Origin of the sequence: Amycolatopsis sp. NPDC051372 (genome assembly GCF_040682095.1) — a bacterium.
GTDB lineage: Bacteria > Actinomycetota > Actinomycetes > Mycobacteriales > Pseudonocardiaceae > Amycolatopsis.
Genome location: NZ_JBFBAF010000029.1, coordinates 1 through 15,605, shown reverse-complemented (window position 1 = coordinate 15,605; position 15,605 = coordinate 1). Strand labels below are relative to the sequence as shown.

Genomic DNA, 15,605 nt, shown 5'->3' with positions numbered 1-15,605 from the left:
GTTCCGGTGACCGGCGTTCACCAGGTGAGCATACGGTCGATTCGGCACCCGCCGGCTTACCTCGCGTCGGTCAGTGGCCCGGCTTCGGCTTGGTCACGTCGGAGACCTTCTGGGTCACACCGTTGATCTTCGCGTGGTACTTGCCCTTGGTCTTCTGGTCGACGAATTGGGCGGCCTTGCCCACGGCCTGGTTGACCTTCTCCGGGTTCTTCTTCACGTACGACGTGACGGCGCTGGCCGCGCCGGCCAGTACGGTGAGTCGTTTCAGCATTGCCATGGAGTCCTCCCGCGGGTTGCTCGTCATCCCCTCAACGCTGCGATGAGTACCCGGAGTTCCCCCGATTCGAACATTCCGGGCGCGGGCCCGGCGAAATTCCCGCGTCCCACGACGGCTGACCAGGCATGATCGGCCCCATGCGAGATCTGGCGGCGCTCCCGAAGGCGCACCTGCACGTCCACCTGGAGAGCACCGTGCGGCCGGCGACGCTGCGCGAGCTGGCCGACGTCAACGGCGTGCCGTTGCCGGGTGCGGCACGGGCGTTCACCGGGTTCCGGGACTTCGCCGACTACAACTCCCTCATCCGTGCCTGCCTGCGCACGCCGGAGGACTTCGAGCGTGTCGCCCGGGAGTTCTGCGTGGACGAAGCCGCGCAGGGCACGCGGTACGCCGAGGTGACGTTCACGGCCGCGTCGCACGGGGAACGGCTGGGGGACCTGGAGATGCCGCTCGCCTCCGTCCTCAAAGGACTGTCCCAAGGAGACCTCGAGACCCGCGTGCTCCTCGATCACTCGCGCCGCCGGTCCGTCGAACGCGCCGAGCGCACGCTGCGGCTCGCCCTCGCCCACAACGAGGTGCCCGGCCTCGGCATGGCGGGCGAGGAGCGCCACTCGCTCGCCCCGTTCGCCGGCGTCTTCGCCAAGGCGCGCGAAGCCGGGCTCCACCTCGTGCACCACGCGGGCGAGGACGCGGGGCCCGAGAGCATCCGCGAAGCCCTCGACGTCGGCCTCGCCGAGCGCCTGGGCCACGGCATCCGCGTCCTCGACGACCCCGAGCTGGTGGCCGAGGTCCGTGACCGCGGGATCGCGCTCGAGGTGTGCCCGACGTCCAACGTCGTCCTCGGCCTGGTGCCGGCCCTGGCGAAGCACCCGCTCCCCCGCCTCGTCGCCGCGGGCCTCGCCGTCACGCTGAACACCGACGTCCCCTCGGTCACGCACACCACGCTGACCGACGAGTTCACCGCCGCGCGCGACACGTTCGGCTACGACGACACCGCTCTCGCGGCCCTCGCCGAAACCGCCGTCACGGCGTCGTTCGCGCCGGAGGAGACGAAAACCGCGCTGCGCAAGGAGATCGCCGCGTGGCTCACACCGGCAGCAGGCGCGTGACCAGCGTGCTCAGCTGCTGCACGTTGCGGCACTCGTGCATCTCCACGAGCTCCGCGTACGCCAGCGCCGCGGAGTCGCCGGTGGACCACAGGGCGCGACGCTCGGGGTTGAGCCAATAGACGTGCCGCGCGCGGTCGCGGATGGCGCGGACGGCGTCGAGGTTGGGGTCGCCGCCGTTGGTGCGCGCGTCGCCGAGGATGAGCACCGACGTGCGCGGGCCGACGGCGTCGAGCCACTTGCCGGTGAACCCGCGCAGGGCGCCGCCGTAGTCGCTGTGCCCGTCCCAGCGCACCACGGCCGCCTCTTCGAGGATGCGCGCGCCGAGATGCTCCGGGTCGGCGACACCCGCGGTGACCAGGTGCGTGACCTCGTCGGTGCTGTCCACGAACGCGAACACGCGGATCTTGCTGAACTGATCACGCAGCGCCTGTACCAGCAGCACCGTGAAGTTCGCGAACCCCGCGACCGAACCCGACAGGTCGCACAGCAGCACGATCTCGGGCCGGCCGGGCCGCCGGTGCCGGAACGCCGGACGCACCGGCACACCACCCGTCGACAACGACCGCCGCAGCGTGCGCCGCAGGTCGATCTGCCCGCGGGTGGTGCGCTTGCGTCGCGCGGCCAGCCGGGTCGCGAGCTTGCGCGACAACGGCTGCACGGCGCGGCGCAGCTCGGCCAGCTGCGCCCGGCTGGCGATCAGGAAGTCCACGCGGTCCGCGGCCGGCGCGATCGCGTGCTTGGCCACGCGGTCGCGGCCCCGCACCTCGGCCGCGCGCCGGCGGGCCTCCGTGCGGACGTTCCCGCGGAAGTCCTCGACACGGCGGCGGACCTCGTCGCGCGTGAGCCGGTCGGTGAACTCGCCGCCCTCGTCGGAGCCGCCGCCCGCCGCCCGGATCGCGGCGAGCACGCGCACGATCAGCGTCTGCGGCTGTAGCCGATCCAGTGTCTGGTGCGCGGAGAACCCGCCGCCGGCGCCGGAACCCGCGCCGTACCCGCCGAGCATCTCCACGGCGACGCCCGCCAGCTGCGCCAGCGCCTGCTGGTCGCCCTCGGCGAGCGCGGCCGCCACGGCCTCCCGCAGCTGTTCGAGGTCCCGCGGCCGGTCGTCGCGCGCCAGCTCGGGCACGCCCACGCCGGCCGGGAAGTACAGGTCGAACGCGGCGTCGAACACCGCCCGCTGCCCGCCGCGGCGCACGAGCGCGGCGGCGAGGCCCTCGCGCACGAGCTCGCGGTCGTCGAAGCCGAGCACCTCCAGCGCGGCCCCCGCGTCGACGGTTTCGGCCGGGCCCGCGGGAATGCCCTGCGCCCGCAGCGCCTGCACGAACGCCGTGAGCCGCTCGGTGACGCCGGGCGCGCTCAAGACGCGTCCAGCACCTGGTCGAGCTTGAGGCCCGCACCGGCCTTGGTGATGTCGTCCTGGTGCTTGAGCACCACGCCGAGGCTCTCGCGCACGATCTGCTCGTCGAGCGTGCCGGCGCCGAGCTCCAGCAGCGTGCGCGCCCAGTCGATGGTCTCGGCGACCGACGGCAGCTTGCGCAGGTCCATGGCGCGCAGCGCGGCGATCACGCGGACCACGGAATCGGCCAGCGCGGCGTCGATGCCGGGCACGCGCAGCTTCACGATCCGCAGCTCGAGCTGCGGGTCGGGGAAGTCGATGTGCAGGAACAGGCAGCGCCGCCGCAGCGCCTCGGACAGCTCGCGCGTCGCGTTGGACGTGAGCACCACGAACGGGTCGCGGGTGGCGGTGATCGTGCCCAGCTCGGGCACGGTGACCTGGAAGTCGCCGAGTACCTCCAGCAGCAGGCCCTCCACCTCGACGTCGGCCTTGTCCGTCTCGTCGACCAGCAGCACGGTGGACTCCGTGCCGGAGATGGCCTGCAGCAGCGGGCGGCGCAGCAGGAACTCCTCACCGAAGATGTCGGTGCGCGCGTCCTCCCACGTCTCGTCGCGCCCGGCGGTGATGCGCAGCAGCTGCTTGGCGTGGTTCCACTCGTACAGCGCGCGGGCCTCGTCGATGCCCTCGTAGCACTGCAGGCGCACGAGCCGCGAACCGCTCACAGCGGCCACGGCCTTGGCCAGCTCCGTCTTCCCCACGCCGGCCGGGCCCTCGACGAGCAAGGGCTTGCCCAGCCGGTCGGCGAGGAACACGGTGGTCGCCACCGCCGTCGAGGCGAGGTAGCCGGCCTCGGCCAGCTGCGCCGACACGTCGTCGACGGACGAGAAGAACCCGGTGCCCACGTGACCTCCTAAGCGGATGCTCACCTCGCACTGTACTGGCCGCGCCTCAGTCCGTCTCCACGATCCGGTCGAGTGTGCGGTTGAGCTCCGCCACCGTCTCCTCCCCAGCCGCTCGGGCTCCAGGTGGACATCGCGTTCCCGCTGGGCCTCGACCGGACACCGGCCGGCTGGCCGGCGCCGATGGCGCGCTCGTCGCGGGACAGGTCACGGCGGCGCTGACGCTCGCCGCGGGCCGCACCGCGACCGTGGCCCGGCCGCATGGTGCGGGAGCCGAGCGGCTGATCGCGAGCTAGCATCTGGCCACGTGACCTACGTTGCGGCGACCAGCCGATACGACTCGATCCCCTACCGGCGCTGCGGGCGCAGCGGACTCAAGCTGCCCGCCATCTCCCTGGGCCTGTGGCACAACTTCGGCCACGACCGGCCGCTGCAGGTCCAGCGCGACATCCTGCGCCGCGCCTTCGACCTCGGCATCACGCACTTCGACCTGGCCAACAACTACGGCCCGCCCTACGGCTCGGCCGAGTCCAACTTCGGCCAGATCCTCGCCACGGACTTCAAGCCCTACCGCGACGAGCTGGTGATCTCGACCAAGGCCGGCTACGACATGTGGCCGGGCCCGTACGGCGACTGGGCCTCGCGCAAGTACCTGCTGGCCTCGCTCGACCAGTCGCTGGGCCGCATGGGCCTGGACTACGTCGACATTTTCTACTCCCACCGCTTCGATCCGGAGACGCCGCTGGAGGAGACCGTCGGGGCGCTCGACCGCGCCGTGCGCTCGGGCAAGGCGCTCTACGTCGGCATCTCCTCCTACAACTCCGAGCGCACCGCCGAGGCCGCGCGCCTGCTGCGCGAGCTGGGCACGCCGCTGCTGATCCACCAGCCCTCGTACTCCATGTTCAACCGGTGGACCGAGGACGACCACCTGCTCGACACGCTCGAAGAGGCCGGCGCCGGCTGCATCGCGTTCTCTCCGCTCGCCCAGGGCCTGCTCACCGACCGCTACCTCGGCGGCGTGCCGGCCGACTCGCGCGCGGCGCAGGGCAAGTCCCTCGACCCGGACACGATCACCGAGGACCGGCTCGCGAAGATCCGCGGCCTCGGCGAGATCGCCACCCGCCGCGGCCAGTCGCTGGCGCAGCTCGCGCTGGCCTGGGCCTTGCGCGACCCGCGCATGACGTCGCTGGTGATCGGCGCGAGCAGCGTCAAGCAGCTCGAGGACAACGTCGCCGCGCTGGACAACCTCGAGTTCACCGCCGAGGAGCTGGCCGAGGTCGACCGGTACGCGACGGAGTCGGACATCAACCTCTGGAAGCAGTCGAGCGACAGCTGACGGTCCGCCGGTGGCCGGTGGCGATGTTCGCGTCACCGGCCACTGTGGACGGTCGTCGGCAGCTCACCCGGCGCGCGTCGGCCGCGGTGCCGGCAGGTGCGAAGTCTCCGGGAACAGGTGCAGCGCGCGCAGCGCCGCGCCCAGCTCCGCGATGTCCGCCGGGTCGGTGAGCGAGCGGCCGAGCTCGTCGGTGATGCGGCGCAGGCGGTGGCGGATCGTGTTGGGGTGGCAGAACATCCGTTCCGACGTGAGTTTCGTGGAGCCCTGGCAGTCGAACCATGCGCGCAGCGTCAGCAGCAGCACGTTGCGGTCGTCGCCGGGCAGGTCGAGGATCGGGCGCAGCACGTGGTGCGCGAGCTGCACCGACGCCTCCGGCGCGCTGGCGACCAGGCCCGCGAGCGGCGACTCCGTGAACTGCACCAGGCCCGTCGAGCCGGGCGCCATGCTGGACAGCGCCACGCGGGCGAAGTGCAGTGCCCGGGAGGTGTTGCCCAGGCCCGAGAACACCGGGCTCATGCCCACGCGGCCCACCGGGGCTTCGCGCAGCAGGTCGATGGTCACCTTGCACGCCGACGGGTCGCGCAGCGACACCACACCCACCTGCAGGTCCGGCGTGAGCCGCCACGCCGAAGCGTGCTGGGCTTCGCGCAGGCGCTGCTCGATCTTCGGCAGCGGTTCGTGGCCCAGCCGCGGCGTTTCGGCCGCGACGACCACGAAGCTGCCGTCCACGGTCAGCTCCAGCACGCGGGCGATGTCCCACAGCGTGCCCTCGGTCGCGGCGCCGCCGGCGAACAGCGCCTCCACCAGAGCGGAGCGCCGGTTCTGGTGCGCCACCACGACTTCGGCCGCGGTGTCCCGATAGGACGAAGTGAGCGCCTCGGCGTAGTCGTCGACCAGCGCCCACACCGCGGATGTCGCGGCGACGAGCCCGGCGAGGTCCTGGTGGTCGCCGCGCGCGGTCAGCAGCACGAACCGGTGCCACACCTCGGTGAGCCCGATCCGGTAAGCACGCAGGACTTCCGGCAGTGGCGCGCCCTGCAGCGCCCGCGCGCGGCCGGTGGCCCGCGCCTGGGACAAGTCGGGCACGTCTTCGCCGCGCAGCGTGCGCATCACGTAGTCGAGGTTGGCGCGCACGGAGTTGCGCAGTTCGGCGTGGGTGACGAACCGCTCGTCGCGGTAGACCGGCATCTGCTCGAGGATCTGGTGCGTGGTCGCTTCGATCAGCTCGGGCATGGCGGTTTCGACCTCGGCGGCCAGCACCGAGACGACGGGGGCGAGCCCGTCGCGCAGAACTGTCTGGTAGTGCATCAACGCCCTCCAGGCCTGGGCGAAGGGCGCTCGCGCGCCCCTCGCCCGTGACCGTACGGGGACTCGTCGTTGAGCCCTCGGGAAGGTCATCTAACACGACACCCGCTCACTCGGCCGGGTGAACCTGTGACACTTGCCGCGAATGCGGAAGAACTGATGTAGAACTTCCGCATTCGCGGGTCACATCTTCGCGGCGGCCGCCTTGATCGCCTCGCGGATGCGGAAGTACGAACCGCAGCGGCACACGTTCTCGATCGCGTCGATGTCGGCGTCGGTGGGGTTCTTGGTCTTCTTCAGCAGCGCGACGGCGGCCATGATCTGGCCCGGCTGGCAGTAGCCGCACTGCGCGACGTCCTGCTCCAGCCACGCTTCCTGCACCGGGTGCAGCTTGTCTCCGTCGGCGAGGCCCTCGATCGTGGTGACCTCACGGCCCTCGCACTCCGAGACCGGCGTGACGCACGGGTTCATCGCCTCGCCGTCGAGGTGGCTGGTGCAGGCCTTGCAGACGTTGATGCCGCAGCCGTACTTGAGGCCGCGCACCTTCAGCTTGTCGCGCAGCGCCCACAGCAGCGGCAGGTTGGCTGGCGCGTCGACGGTGACGGTCTTCCCGTTCACCACGAAGGTGTAGTTGGGCATGCGAGAACTCCTTGGTGTGGTGGGGAGATCAGCGGGGGAACGGGTCGAAGTCGACCGGGAAGTTGATCGGGAAGCTGCGCGGCTTGATCCCCGTGGCGCGCGCGTACGCGTTGGCGATCGCCCCCACCGGCGCGGGCAGGCCCAGCTCGCCCGCACCGCCGATTTCGCTGCCGTTGGCCGGCATCACGAACACGTTCACGTCCATCGGCGCGTTCTTCTGCCGCGCGTAGTGGAACTGCGAGTAGCTGCCTTCGAGCGGGAGTCCGTTGTCGATGTGCAGGCCCGCGGTGAGCGTGGTCGAGATGGCGTCGGTGAGGCCGCCGAGCATCTGCGACTGGATGCCGCGGGGGTTCACCGGCTTGCCGACGTCCACGGCGATCGTCGCCTTGGTCACGCGCGGGTTCTTCGGGTCGCGCGCATCCATCTCGACCAGGCAGGCGGTGTAGGACTTGTACTCGCCGTGCACCGCGATGCCCTGGGCGAAGCCCTTCGGCATCTTCTTGCCCCACTCGCCGAGCTCGGCGACCTTGTCCAGCACCGCCTTCTGGCGCGGCTCCTTGATGAACTCGCGGCGGAACTCCAGCGGGTCCTTGCCAAGCTTGGCCGCGATCTCGTCGGCCATGATCTCCTCGGCCCCGCGGGTGTTCGCGGAGTACACCGAACGCCACGCCGAGGTGTGGAACTTCAGCGGCACCTCGTTGAGCAGCTGCGTTGTGACGGCGTAGTTGTAGGGCGACTTCACCGTCAGCAGGAACACCGTCTGCGCGAAGCTCAGGTTGCCGCCCACGGGCAGCTTCGCGGCGAACGCGGTGAGGATCTCGCCGAGGCCGTGGCCCCAGTCGGTCTCGACGCTGGCCACGCGGTGCTCGAACGTGAGCACCTGGCCGAGCGCGAACGTCGCGCGGATCTTGTGGTGGCTCGCGGCGCGGGCGCGGCCGTGGCGCATGTCGTCGATCCGGCTCCACATGAGCCGGACGGGCTTCTTCATGGCCTTGGAGATGTGCGCGGCTTCCAGCGCGGCGTCGAAGAACAGCCGGCGGCCGAACGAGCCGCCGCCCTGCTGGACGTGCACGGTGACCTTGTTCTCCGGCAGCCCCAGCTCCTGCGCGATGGTCTGCTTCGCGACGATCGGCGACTTCAGGCCGGCCCAGATGGTGGCGCTGTCCTCACGGACGTCGGCGACCGCGGAGTTCGACTCCATCGGCGCGTGGCTGACGAACGCGAAGTCGAACTCGCCGTCCACGTACTGCGTCAGCAGCGGCGGCACCACGAACGGCAGCGCCGCGGCCTGCAGCTTCTTCGTGATGGACGCGTTGTTCTCGCCGTCGACGGTGCCCGCGTTCCAGGTGACGTCGAGGGCGTTCTTGCCGTCGAGCGCCTGGCCGAAGGTCTCGGCCATCACCGCGACGCCGGTCTGCACGACGGCGATGTCGATGATGCCGGGCATCGCGCGCACGGCCGCCTCGTTGTTGACCTTCTTCACCGTGCCGTTGATCGTCGGCGGGCGCCGCACCATCACCGGCATCGCGCCGGGGATGTCGAGGTCGAGCGTGTAGACCTGCTTGCCCGTGACCATGGCGAGCGCGTCCTTGCGCGACGTCGGGGTGCCGACCAGCGTGTGGGCCGACTCGGCCTTCGGCTTCACGGCCGCGGTGGACAGGTCCGCGCGAGCCGCCGGGCCGGCGAGCACGCCGTAGGAAGCCTTGCGCCCGTCCGGGGCGCGCACGAGGCCGTCGCGGGTGGTCAGGCGCGCGGCCGGGACGTTCCACTGCGAGCTGGCGGCGGACACCATCCGGGCGCGGGCCGTCGCGGCGGCGGTGCGGATCGGGTCGTACAGCGAGCGCATGGTGTTGGAGCCGCCGGTGAGCTGGTTGAACAGCAGCTCCGGGCGCGCGTCGGCCAGCACCACGTCGACCTTGTCGAGCGGCAGGTCCATCTCTTCGGCGACGAGCATCGCGCTGGCCGTGTTGATGCCCTGGCCCACCTCGGCGCGCGGCAGCTGCAGGCGCACGCGGCCGTCGGTGGTCACCTCGAGCACCAGCATGCCGGCCGTGGGCGCGTTCGAGAGCGTGAGCACGTCGCCGAGGTCGAGGATCTCGGCGGGCTGCGGCAGCGTGGGCACCACGGCTTCGGCCTTGTCCGGCACGAGGGTGTCGAACGACAGCTTCGTCGCGACGGTCAGCGTCGGCGCGGCGACCAGGTAGGTGAGGAAGCGGCGGCGGCCGACGCGCCCGTCGTCGTCCGGCGCGGCGTCGCCCTGTGGTCCGGGGCTGGTGGTGGGACTGGCCATCGGGAATCCCTTCGAGGCACTCGCGCCGGTGCGGACGGCGCGGCCGGGCGAGCGCCGCGGCGGTGCCCGGGTGGTGGGGTGGTGGGGTGGTGTGACGCAGTGGTGGAGCGGGAGGTCTGGCGCGCCACGCTAAGGACGTGACAGAAACGACGCAACGCGCAGTAGTCGTGTCGACTGATGTCTGTGATGAGGTAACAGGCGACCGCCTTCGAATGTGCGTCGTGACACATTCACCACTGGTCGGATCGGGCGTTCACGGGGGCGCCTACGGGTGAGCGCGGGCTGCGCCGGATGGCCGTTCGGACACTCGCCTGGTCTCGGCTCCGCGCGCCGCGCGCCGGGATGGCGCCGACAGCCCGTATCGTCGTCTGGACGCTCTGCCGCTGGTCACCGAACGGGTGAAAAGAAGGTTTCCTGCCGAAGTCGGTTACCTTGGCAGTGGTGACATCGGCACGAGTAGGAAGCGGGCGGCACGTGGTGGGCGCGGGGACTCCGCCGGTCGGCACGCCGGCCGGGATGCGCAGGATCAACCAGCGGGCGGTGCTCGACCTGCTGCGCCGCGGCGGGCCGGTGACGCGGCCGCAAGTCGCGAAGGACACCGGGCTGTCCAAGCCGACGGTGAGCCAGGCACTGCTGGCGCTGGAGGCCGCGGGCCTGGCGCGGGCGACCGGGCACACGTCCACCGGCACCGGCCGTTCCGCCGTGCTCTACGAAGCCGACCCCACCGCGGGGTACGTGCTGGGCGTGGACATCGGGCGCGAGCACATCCGCGTCGCCGTGTCGGACCTGGGCCGCACGACGGTGGCGCGACGCGACGCCCGCAACACGGCCCGCTCCGGCAGCGCGCTCGTCGCCTCCGTCGGCCGGCTGGCGCGCGAGATCGTGGCCGAGGCCGGGCTGACCGACGCCGACATCGTGGTGCGCGTGCTGGGCTCCCCAGGCGTCGCGGACCCGGCGAAGCGCTGCTTCCGGCACGCGCCGAACCTGCCGGGCTGGGGCAAACCCGGCCTGCTCGACGACCTGGAGGCCGCGCTGGGCGCCGGCCTGGTCGTGGAGAACGACGCCAACCTCACCGCCGTCGGCGAGTGGGAAAGCGGCGCCGCCCGCGGCGCGTCCGTGGTGGGCTGCCTCATGATCGGCACCGGCGTCGGCATGGGCCTCATGGTCGACGGCCGCGTCTTCCGCGGCGCGACGGGCGCCGCGGGCGAGATTGGCTACCTCCCCTACGGCCGCACGCAGTCCGGCGGAGAGGTCCCGGCCCGCGGCCATCTCGAAGAGGCCACCGCCGCCCAGTCCGTGGTCCGCGGCGCCCGCGAACTCGGCCTGGGCACGGCGAAATCGGCCCGCGAGGTCTTCCGCCTGGCCCGCGAGGGCGACGAACTGGCCCAGCGCGCGGTGCGGACGGAAGCCGACCGCCTCGCCTACACGGTCGCCTCCGTGGCCGCCGTGGTGGACCCCGAACTCATCGTCCTGGGCGGCGGCATCGGCACCGCCGCCGACCTCCTGCTGGACCCCATCGACCGCGCCCTGCGCTCCTTCACCCCTCTCGTCCCGACCGTCGTCCAAGGCGAACTGGGCGACGACGGCGTGCTGACGGGGGCGATGAGCGTGGGGTTGCGGGCCGCGGAGGGGTTGGTGTTCGAACGTCGGGTCGGGGCGGCCTGAGCCTCACTGTGACCCGGCCGCGAGCCGGGATGCCTCGGCCAGCTCGGCCAGGTGGTGCAGCGAGTTGACGAGGTGGTCAGGGGGGAACGGCGGGAACCGGATACCGCGATCGCGGATGGACTGCGGTACCGCCGACCAGTCGTAGGTGAGCGTGACTTCGGTGCCGGACGGACCGAGCGGCGTGAGGTCGTAACGCCACGTCCAGCCCCCGAACTCCAGCTCGCCGTCTTCTTTCTCCTGCCCGGTGAACCAGCCGACGACGCGCGGCGGCTCGAACACGTGAACCTTGTTGACCACCCGATAGCCCGTGCCGTAGTACATGTCCATCCAGAACAGCTGCCCCACCTCGGTGAGCAGCGCCCGGTCGACGGGTTCCCGGACCCAGCCGGTGCCGTCGATCGCGGAGTGGGCCGCCGGGTCCGCCAGGATCGCGAAAACCGTGCCGGCGGGTACTGCGATGGTCAGGGTGGCGCTCACGTTCTTCTCGGTCATGACGGGCACGCTCCTCATCGGCTCGTCTCGGGCTTCCTCCGGTGTGAAGCCCTGTGCGCCCACTCGACGAACGCACCGGCGCCGGTTCGACACCGCGACTGAACATTCCCGCGCGGCCGACAGCTCGGCCGCGGTGGTCGGCGGGCGGCCGGGGTGGAATCATCGGGCGTTGTGAGCATCGAGCCGGACCGGCGCCTGATCGACCCGGAGCGCGTGGCCGCCGCTGTCGCCGGACTGGGTGACAGGGCGGTCATCGAAGAGTGGGCCGGGCGGTTCGCCGTGGTCGCCGATCCGTCGCGGCTGGCGTTGCTCGTGTCGATCCACTACGCGCGCGAGATCAGCGTCACCGACCTCGCGGCGGCCACGGGCATGACGGACACCGCCGTTTCGCAGGCGCTGCGGCTGTTGCGGGCCCACGGATTCGTGACCGCGCATCGCGACGGGCGCGTGGTGCGATACCGGCTGGCGGACGCGACCGTGCACGAGCTGATCCACCGCGTGCGCCCCCACGACACGGGTGCCGCGGAACCGGATCCGGACCGGTAGGTTTGCACGCATGATCGGACTGCCGGACACCATCACCGCCTGTCTGTTCGACCTCGACGGCGTGCTGACCGGAACGGCCGTACTCCACCGTGAAGCGTGGAAACGGACGTTCGACGAGTTTCTTCGCGGCCGGGACGGCGACACGTTCCGGGAGTTCACCGACCACGACTACGCGGCGTTCGTCGACGGCCGCCCGCGCGCCGACGGCGTGCGCGAGTTCCTGCGCTCCCGCGACATCCGGCTGCCCGAAGGCTCCCCCGACGACGGCGTGAACGAGCCGACCGTGAACGGCGTCGGCAACCGCAAGAACGAGCTGGTCCTGAAGATCATCGAAGAGCGCGGCGTGAACCCCTACTCCGGCTCCGTGCGCTACCTCGAAGCGGCGAAGACGGCCGGCCTGCGCATCGCCGTGGTGACGTCGTCGGCCAACGGCGCGAAGGTGCTCGCCGCCGCGGACCTGACGAAGTTCGTCGAGGCCCGGATCGACGGCCTGGTCATCCGGCGCGACAACCTCAAGGGCAAGCCCGCCCCCGATTCCTTCCTCGCCGGCGCGAAGGCGCTCGGTGTCGAGCCCGCGCACGCGGCCGTGTTCGAAGACGCGCTGTCGGGCGTGCAGGCCGGGCACGCCGGCCACTTCGGTTACGTGGTGGGCGTGAACCGCGCCGATCAGGCCGACGAACTGAAAGCCCACGGCGCCGACGTTGTGGTCGACGACCTCGCCGAACTCCTGGAGAAGGCATGACCGAAACGCAGTTCGGCTACGAGTGCTCGCCGTGGGAGCTGCGCTGGCGCGGCCTCGACGTCGACGCGCTGCAGCGCACCGAGTCGGCGTTCGCGCTGTCCAACGGCCACATCGGACTGCGCGGCACGCTCGAGGAAGCCGAGCCGCGCGGGCTGCCCGGTACGTACCTCAACGGCTTCTACGAGCAGCACGAACTGCCCTACGCCGAAGGCGGCTACGGCTACCCCGAGGAGGGGCAGACCGTGGTCAACGTGACCGACGGCAAGATCCTCCGGCTGCTGGTGGAGGACGAGCCGCTCGACATGCGCTACGGCACGGCGCTGGAGCACGACCGCGTGCTCGACTTCCGCAGCGGCACCCTGACCCGCTCCACCGAGTGGTCCTCCCCCACGGGCCGCCGCGTGCGCGTGAAGACCGAGCGGCTCGTGTCGTTCACGCAGCGCGCGATCGCGGCGATCCGCTACGAGGTGGAGCCGCTCGACGAGGACCTGCAGCTCGTGGTCCAGTCCGACCTGCTGGCCAATGAGCCCATCGAGTCCGACGCCCGCGACCCGCGCGTCGCCGCCGCTCTCGACACGCCGCTGGTGTCGCAGTTCAACCGCGCGGCCAACTACCAGGCCGTGCTCGTGCACCAGACGCGCAACTCCGGCCTGCGCATGGCCGCCGCGATGGACCACAAGATCGAGGTCGACGACGGCATCCGCACGCGCATCCACAGCGAGGACGACCTCGCGCGGCTCACGGTCGCCGTCGACGTCCCGAAGGGCGGGCGCCTGCGGATCACGAAGTTCCTCGCCTACGGCTGGTCCGCGCAGCGGTCCGTGCCCGCGCTGCGGGCGCAGGTCGAGGCCGCGCTCGCCGGCGCGCGGCAGACGGGGTGGAAAGGGCTGATCAGCGAGCAGCGCCAGTACCTCGACGACTTCTGGGCCACCTCGGACATCGAGATCGACGGCGACCCCGAGCTTCAGCAAGCCGTGCGGTTCGCGGTGTTCCACCTGCTTCAGGCCGGGGCCCGTGGCGAGCAGCGCGCGATCGCCGGCAAGGGCCTGACCGGTCCCGGATACGACGGACACGCGTTCTGGGACACCGAGACCTTTGTGCTGCCCGTGCTCACCTACACGATCCCGGGCGCGGCAAGGGATGCGCTCAGCTGGCGGCACTCCACAATCGACAAGGCCAAAGAACGCGCGAAGCAACTCGGCCTGAGCGGCGCGGCGTTCCCGTGGCGGTCCATCACCGGCGCCGAGTGCTCGGCGTACTGGCCCGCGGGCACCGCGGCGTTCCACGTGAGTGCCGACATCGCCGACGCCGTGCAGCGCTACATCAACGCGACCGACGACGAGGAGTTCGAAAGCGGCTGTGGCGCCGAACTCCTGGTGGAAACCGCGCGGCTTTGGGCTTCGCTCGGGCACTTCGACCGCCACGGGCACTTCCGCATCGACGGCGTGACCGGCCCGGACGAGTACTCGGCGGTGGCGGACAACAACGTCTACACCAACCTGATGGCGCGACGGAACCTCCTTGCCGCGGCGCAGGTGTGCGAGAAGTACCCCGCCGCCATGCAGCAGTTCGATGTGGACATCGCGGAGATCGACAGCTGGCGCTCCGCGGCCGAGGCGATGTTCCTGCCGTACAACCAGGAACTCGGCGTGCACCCGCAGTCGGAGGGCTTCCTGGAGCACGACGAGTGGGACTACAAGGGCACCGACCCGGCGTTCTACCCGCTGCTGCTGAATTACCCGTACTTCGACCTGTACCGCAAGCAGGTCGTGAAGCAGGCCGACCTCGTGCTGGCGCTGCACCTGTGCGGCGACTCGTTCAGCCCCGAGGAAAAGGCCCGCGACTTCGCCTACTACGAGGCCCGCACGGTGCGCGACTCGTCGCTCTCGGCCGGCACGCAGGCCGTGATCGCGGCCGAGGTGGGCCACCTGGACCTCGCGTACGACTACCTGGCCGAGGCCGCGCTGACCGACTTGCACGACGTGCACAACAACGTCCGCAACGGCCTGCACATGGCCTCGCTCGCCGGCGCGTGGCAGGGCACCGTCGCCGGCTTCGGCGGCCTGCGCGACCACGGCGGGCAGCTCTCGTTCGCCCCGCGCCTGCCCAGGCAACTCGGCGGCATCACCTTCCGCCTGGCCTTCCGCGGCACGCGCTTCCAGGTCGCCATCCGCCCCGGCGAGGCCACCTACCACGTCCTCGAGGGCGAGCCCCTGGAACTCGTGCATCACGGCGAGCGCTTCACGGTCACCACGGACCCCGTGACGCTCCCCATCGCGGACGTCGACCCGGGCGACCCGCCGCTGCAGCCCTACGGCCGCGCACCCCAACGCCGGGACGGGTCGAAGCTGCGCCAGTTCGTGGCCCCGGAGGCCTGAGTTCCCCGGCCCCGCGGGCGCTCAGGCTCCGCGGGGCTCTACCACCGGCTCGACCACCCGGCCACCACCACACCTGCGCCTGCGGCCACCCCGAATCCGCCGGCGCACCACAAACCGACGCTCAGGAGTCTTCAGCGTCTTCGGTGCCCGGTGGCGGCTCCACCTCCGCCGTATGACTCGGCGTCAGATCCGGCCCCGGAGCCGTGGGCACCTCGGAGTGCACACGACTGGGGTCGGGCAGCGTCAGGTCGTCTTCGTCGTCTTCGGAGCGGTCGCGCGGGAAGAGCTCACGTGTCATGGGTCCGGGATACCTCGTTCGGCCTGGTCGCACCAGGGGTGTCACGCGGCCGGACGCGAACCCGTGCTGTCCGGCGTCGTGGCGAGGGCGTCGAGCAGGGTGAGCAGGAGGCCGTCGCGGGTGGACCAGGGGCAGATGGCCATGCGGCCGCCCGTGATGGTGAGCAGGGCTTCGGCCACGACGGCGCCGCCGAGGGCTTGCTGCGCGCGCTGGCGCGAGATGCCGGGCAGTTCGGCGCGTTTGGCCGAGGGCATGGCGGCCAGGCGCGGGATCCAGACGCGCAGATCGTCGAG

The 15,605-nt window shown here is 71.4% G+C and carries 14 protein-coding genes and 1 pseudogene; 6 read left to right on the top strand and 9 right to left on the bottom strand.

Features of this window, described 5'->3' with window-relative positions; all coding sequences use genetic code 11:
* Window positions 1–70 precede the first annotated feature (70 nt).
* Window positions 71–277, bottom strand: a complete 207-nt coding sequence (locus tag AB0M56_RS35750; RefSeq protein WP_364184867.1) for an antitoxin — start codon at window positions 275–277, stop codon at window positions 71–73.
* A gap of 137 nt (window positions 278–414) precedes the next feature.
* Here AB0M56_RS35750 and add point away from each other — a divergent pair, with 137 nt between their 5' ends.
* Window positions 415–1,386, top strand: coding sequence for an adenosine deaminase (add, locus tag AB0M56_RS35745; protein ID WP_364184638.1), 972 nt, complete (start codon window positions 415–417; stop codon window positions 1,384–1,386).
* On the opposite strand, the gene AB0M56_RS35740 is transcribed toward add, so the two are convergent.
* Window positions 1,364–2,746, bottom strand: coding sequence for a VWA domain-containing protein (locus AB0M56_RS35740; protein WP_364184636.1), 1,383 nt, complete (start codon window positions 2,744–2,746; stop codon window positions 1,364–1,366). The two genes, add and AB0M56_RS35740, sit on opposite strands and share 23 nt — an antisense overlap.
* A complete protein-coding gene (locus AB0M56_RS35735) occupies window positions 2,743–3,624 on the bottom strand; it encodes a MoxR family ATPase (RefSeq protein WP_364184634.1) in 882 nt (293 codons plus the stop codon). Before AB0M56_RS35735 ends, AB0M56_RS35740 begins: the two co-directional genes overlap by 4 nt.
* Before the next feature lie 304 nt (window positions 3,625–3,928).
* Between AB0M56_RS35735 and mgrA the strand changes: the two genes are divergently transcribed.
* The gene (gene mgrA / locus AB0M56_RS35730; RefSeq protein WP_364184632.1) at window positions 3,929–4,957 is read left to right on the top strand and encodes an L-glyceraldehyde 3-phosphate reductase; all 1,029 of its coding nucleotides are present in this window, start codon (window positions 3,929–3,931) and stop codon (window positions 4,955–4,957) included.
* Between the two features lie 63 nt (window positions 4,958–5,020).
* Here the strand turns inward: mgrA and AB0M56_RS35725 are convergent, their stop codons facing one another.
* The 3 genes from AB0M56_RS35725 to AB0M56_RS35715 all read right to left on the bottom strand — a co-directional run bounded on the left by AB0M56_RS35725 (window position 5,021) and on the right by AB0M56_RS35715 (window position 9,191).
* Window positions 5,021–6,265 carry a helix-turn-helix domain-containing protein gene (locus tag AB0M56_RS35725; protein ID WP_364184630.1) on the bottom strand — a complete coding sequence of 415 codons (1,245 nt, stop codon included), beginning with the start codon at window positions 6,263–6,265 and terminating at the stop codon, window positions 5,021–5,023.
* Between the two features lie 180 nt (window positions 6,266–6,445).
* Window positions 6,446–6,901: a (2Fe-2S)-binding protein gene (locus AB0M56_RS35720; RefSeq protein WP_364184628.1), complete on the bottom strand. Its 456-nt coding sequence runs from the start codon at window positions 6,899–6,901 to the stop codon at window positions 6,446–6,448.
* Window positions 6,902–6,929: 28 nt separating this feature from the next.
* Window positions 6,930–9,191: a molybdopterin cofactor-binding domain-containing protein gene (locus AB0M56_RS35715; protein WP_364184626.1), complete on the bottom strand. Its 2,262-nt coding sequence runs from the start codon at window positions 9,189–9,191 to the stop codon at window positions 6,930–6,932.
* A 516-nt stretch (window positions 9,192–9,707) separates the two neighbouring features.
* Between AB0M56_RS35715 and AB0M56_RS35710 the strand changes: the two genes are divergently transcribed.
* Window positions 9,708–10,856 (top strand): ROK family protein, encoded by a 1,149-nt coding sequence (locus AB0M56_RS35710; protein ID WP_364184866.1) that lies wholly within the window; start codon window positions 9,708–9,710, stop codon window positions 10,854–10,856.
* Between the two features lie 3 nt (window positions 10,857–10,859).
* Here AB0M56_RS35710 and AB0M56_RS35705 read toward each other — a convergent pair whose 3' ends face one another.
* Complete coding sequence (locus tag AB0M56_RS35705; RefSeq protein WP_364184624.1) at window positions 10,860–11,348, bottom strand: polyketide cyclase; 489 nt, start codon at window positions 11,346–11,348, stop codon at window positions 10,860–10,862.
* 177 nt (window positions 11,349–11,525) lie between these two features.
* Between AB0M56_RS35705 and AB0M56_RS35700 the strand changes: the two genes are divergently transcribed.
* The 3 genes from AB0M56_RS35700 to AB0M56_RS35690 are packed head-to-tail and all read left to right on the top strand — an operon-like array spanning window position 11,526 to window position 15,014.
* The gene (locus AB0M56_RS35700) at window positions 11,526–11,894 is read left to right on the top strand and encodes a metalloregulator ArsR/SmtB family transcription factor (protein WP_364184864.1); all 369 of its coding nucleotides are present in this window, start codon (window positions 11,526–11,528) and stop codon (window positions 11,892–11,894) included.
* A 10-nt stretch (window positions 11,895–11,904) separates the two neighbouring features.
* A complete protein-coding gene (locus AB0M56_RS35695; RefSeq protein WP_364184622.1) occupies window positions 11,905–12,636 on the top strand; it encodes a beta-phosphoglucomutase family hydrolase in 732 nt (243 codons plus the stop codon).
* The gene (locus AB0M56_RS35690; RefSeq protein ID WP_364184620.1) at window positions 12,633–15,014 is read left to right on the top strand and encodes a glycosyl hydrolase family 65 protein; all 2,382 of its coding nucleotides are present in this window, start codon (window positions 12,633–12,635) and stop codon (window positions 15,012–15,014) included. The genes AB0M56_RS35695 and AB0M56_RS35690 overlap by 4 nt, the downstream gene beginning before the upstream one ends.
* A gap of 121 nt (window positions 15,015–15,135) precedes the next feature.
* Here AB0M56_RS35690 and AB0M56_RS35685 read toward each other — a convergent pair whose 3' ends face one another.
* Together AB0M56_RS35685 and AB0M56_RS35680 are read right to left on the bottom strand one after the other, a co-directional pair.
* Window positions 15,136–15,312 (bottom strand): hypothetical protein, encoded by a 177-nt coding sequence (locus AB0M56_RS35685; RefSeq protein ID WP_364184618.1) that lies wholly within the window; start codon window positions 15,310–15,312, stop codon window positions 15,136–15,138.
* 41 nt (window positions 15,313–15,353) lie between these two features.
* Window positions 15,354–15,605, bottom strand: a pseudogene (locus tag AB0M56_RS35680) (exopolyphosphatase); the annotation flags it as partial.

What these genes read in the sequence shown, in the direction of transcription:
- AB0M56_RS35750 (WP_364184867.1), bottom strand. Translation starts at nt 277, where the DNA reads ATGGCAATGCTGAAACGACTCACCGTACTGGCCGGCGCGGCCAGCGCC.
- AB0M56_RS35690 (WP_364184620.1), top strand. Translation starts at nt 12,633, where the DNA reads ATGACCGAAACGCAGTTCGGCTACGAGTGCTCGCCGTGGGAGCTGCGC.
- AB0M56_RS35715 (WP_364184626.1), bottom strand. Translation starts at nt 9,191, where the DNA reads ATGGCCAGTCCCACCACCAGCCCCGGACCACAGGGCGACGCCGCGCCG.
- AB0M56_RS35710 (WP_364184866.1), top strand. Translation starts at nt 9,708, where the DNA reads ATGCGCAGGATCAACCAGCGGGCGGTGCTCGACCTGCTGCGCCGCGGC.
- AB0M56_RS35695 (WP_364184622.1), top strand. Translation starts at nt 11,905, where the DNA reads ATGATCGGACTGCCGGACACCATCACCGCCTGTCTGTTCGACCTCGAC.
- add (WP_364184638.1), top strand. Translation starts at nt 415, where the DNA reads ATGCGAGATCTGGCGGCGCTCCCGAAGGCGCACCTGCACGTCCACCTG.
- AB0M56_RS35685 (WP_364184618.1), bottom strand. Translation starts at nt 15,312, where the DNA reads ATGACACGTGAGCTCTTCCCGCGCGACCGCTCCGAAGACGACGAAGAC.
- AB0M56_RS35725 (WP_364184630.1), bottom strand. Translation starts at nt 6,265, where the DNA reads ATGCACTACCAGACAGTTCTGCGCGACGGGCTCGCCCCCGTCGTCTCG.
- AB0M56_RS35705 (WP_364184624.1), bottom strand. Translation starts at nt 11,348, where the DNA reads ATGACCGAGAAGAACGTGAGCGCCACCCTGACCATCGCAGTACCCGCC.
- AB0M56_RS35720 (WP_364184628.1), bottom strand. Translation starts at nt 6,901, where the DNA reads ATGCCCAACTACACCTTCGTGGTGAACGGGAAGACCGTCACCGTCGAC.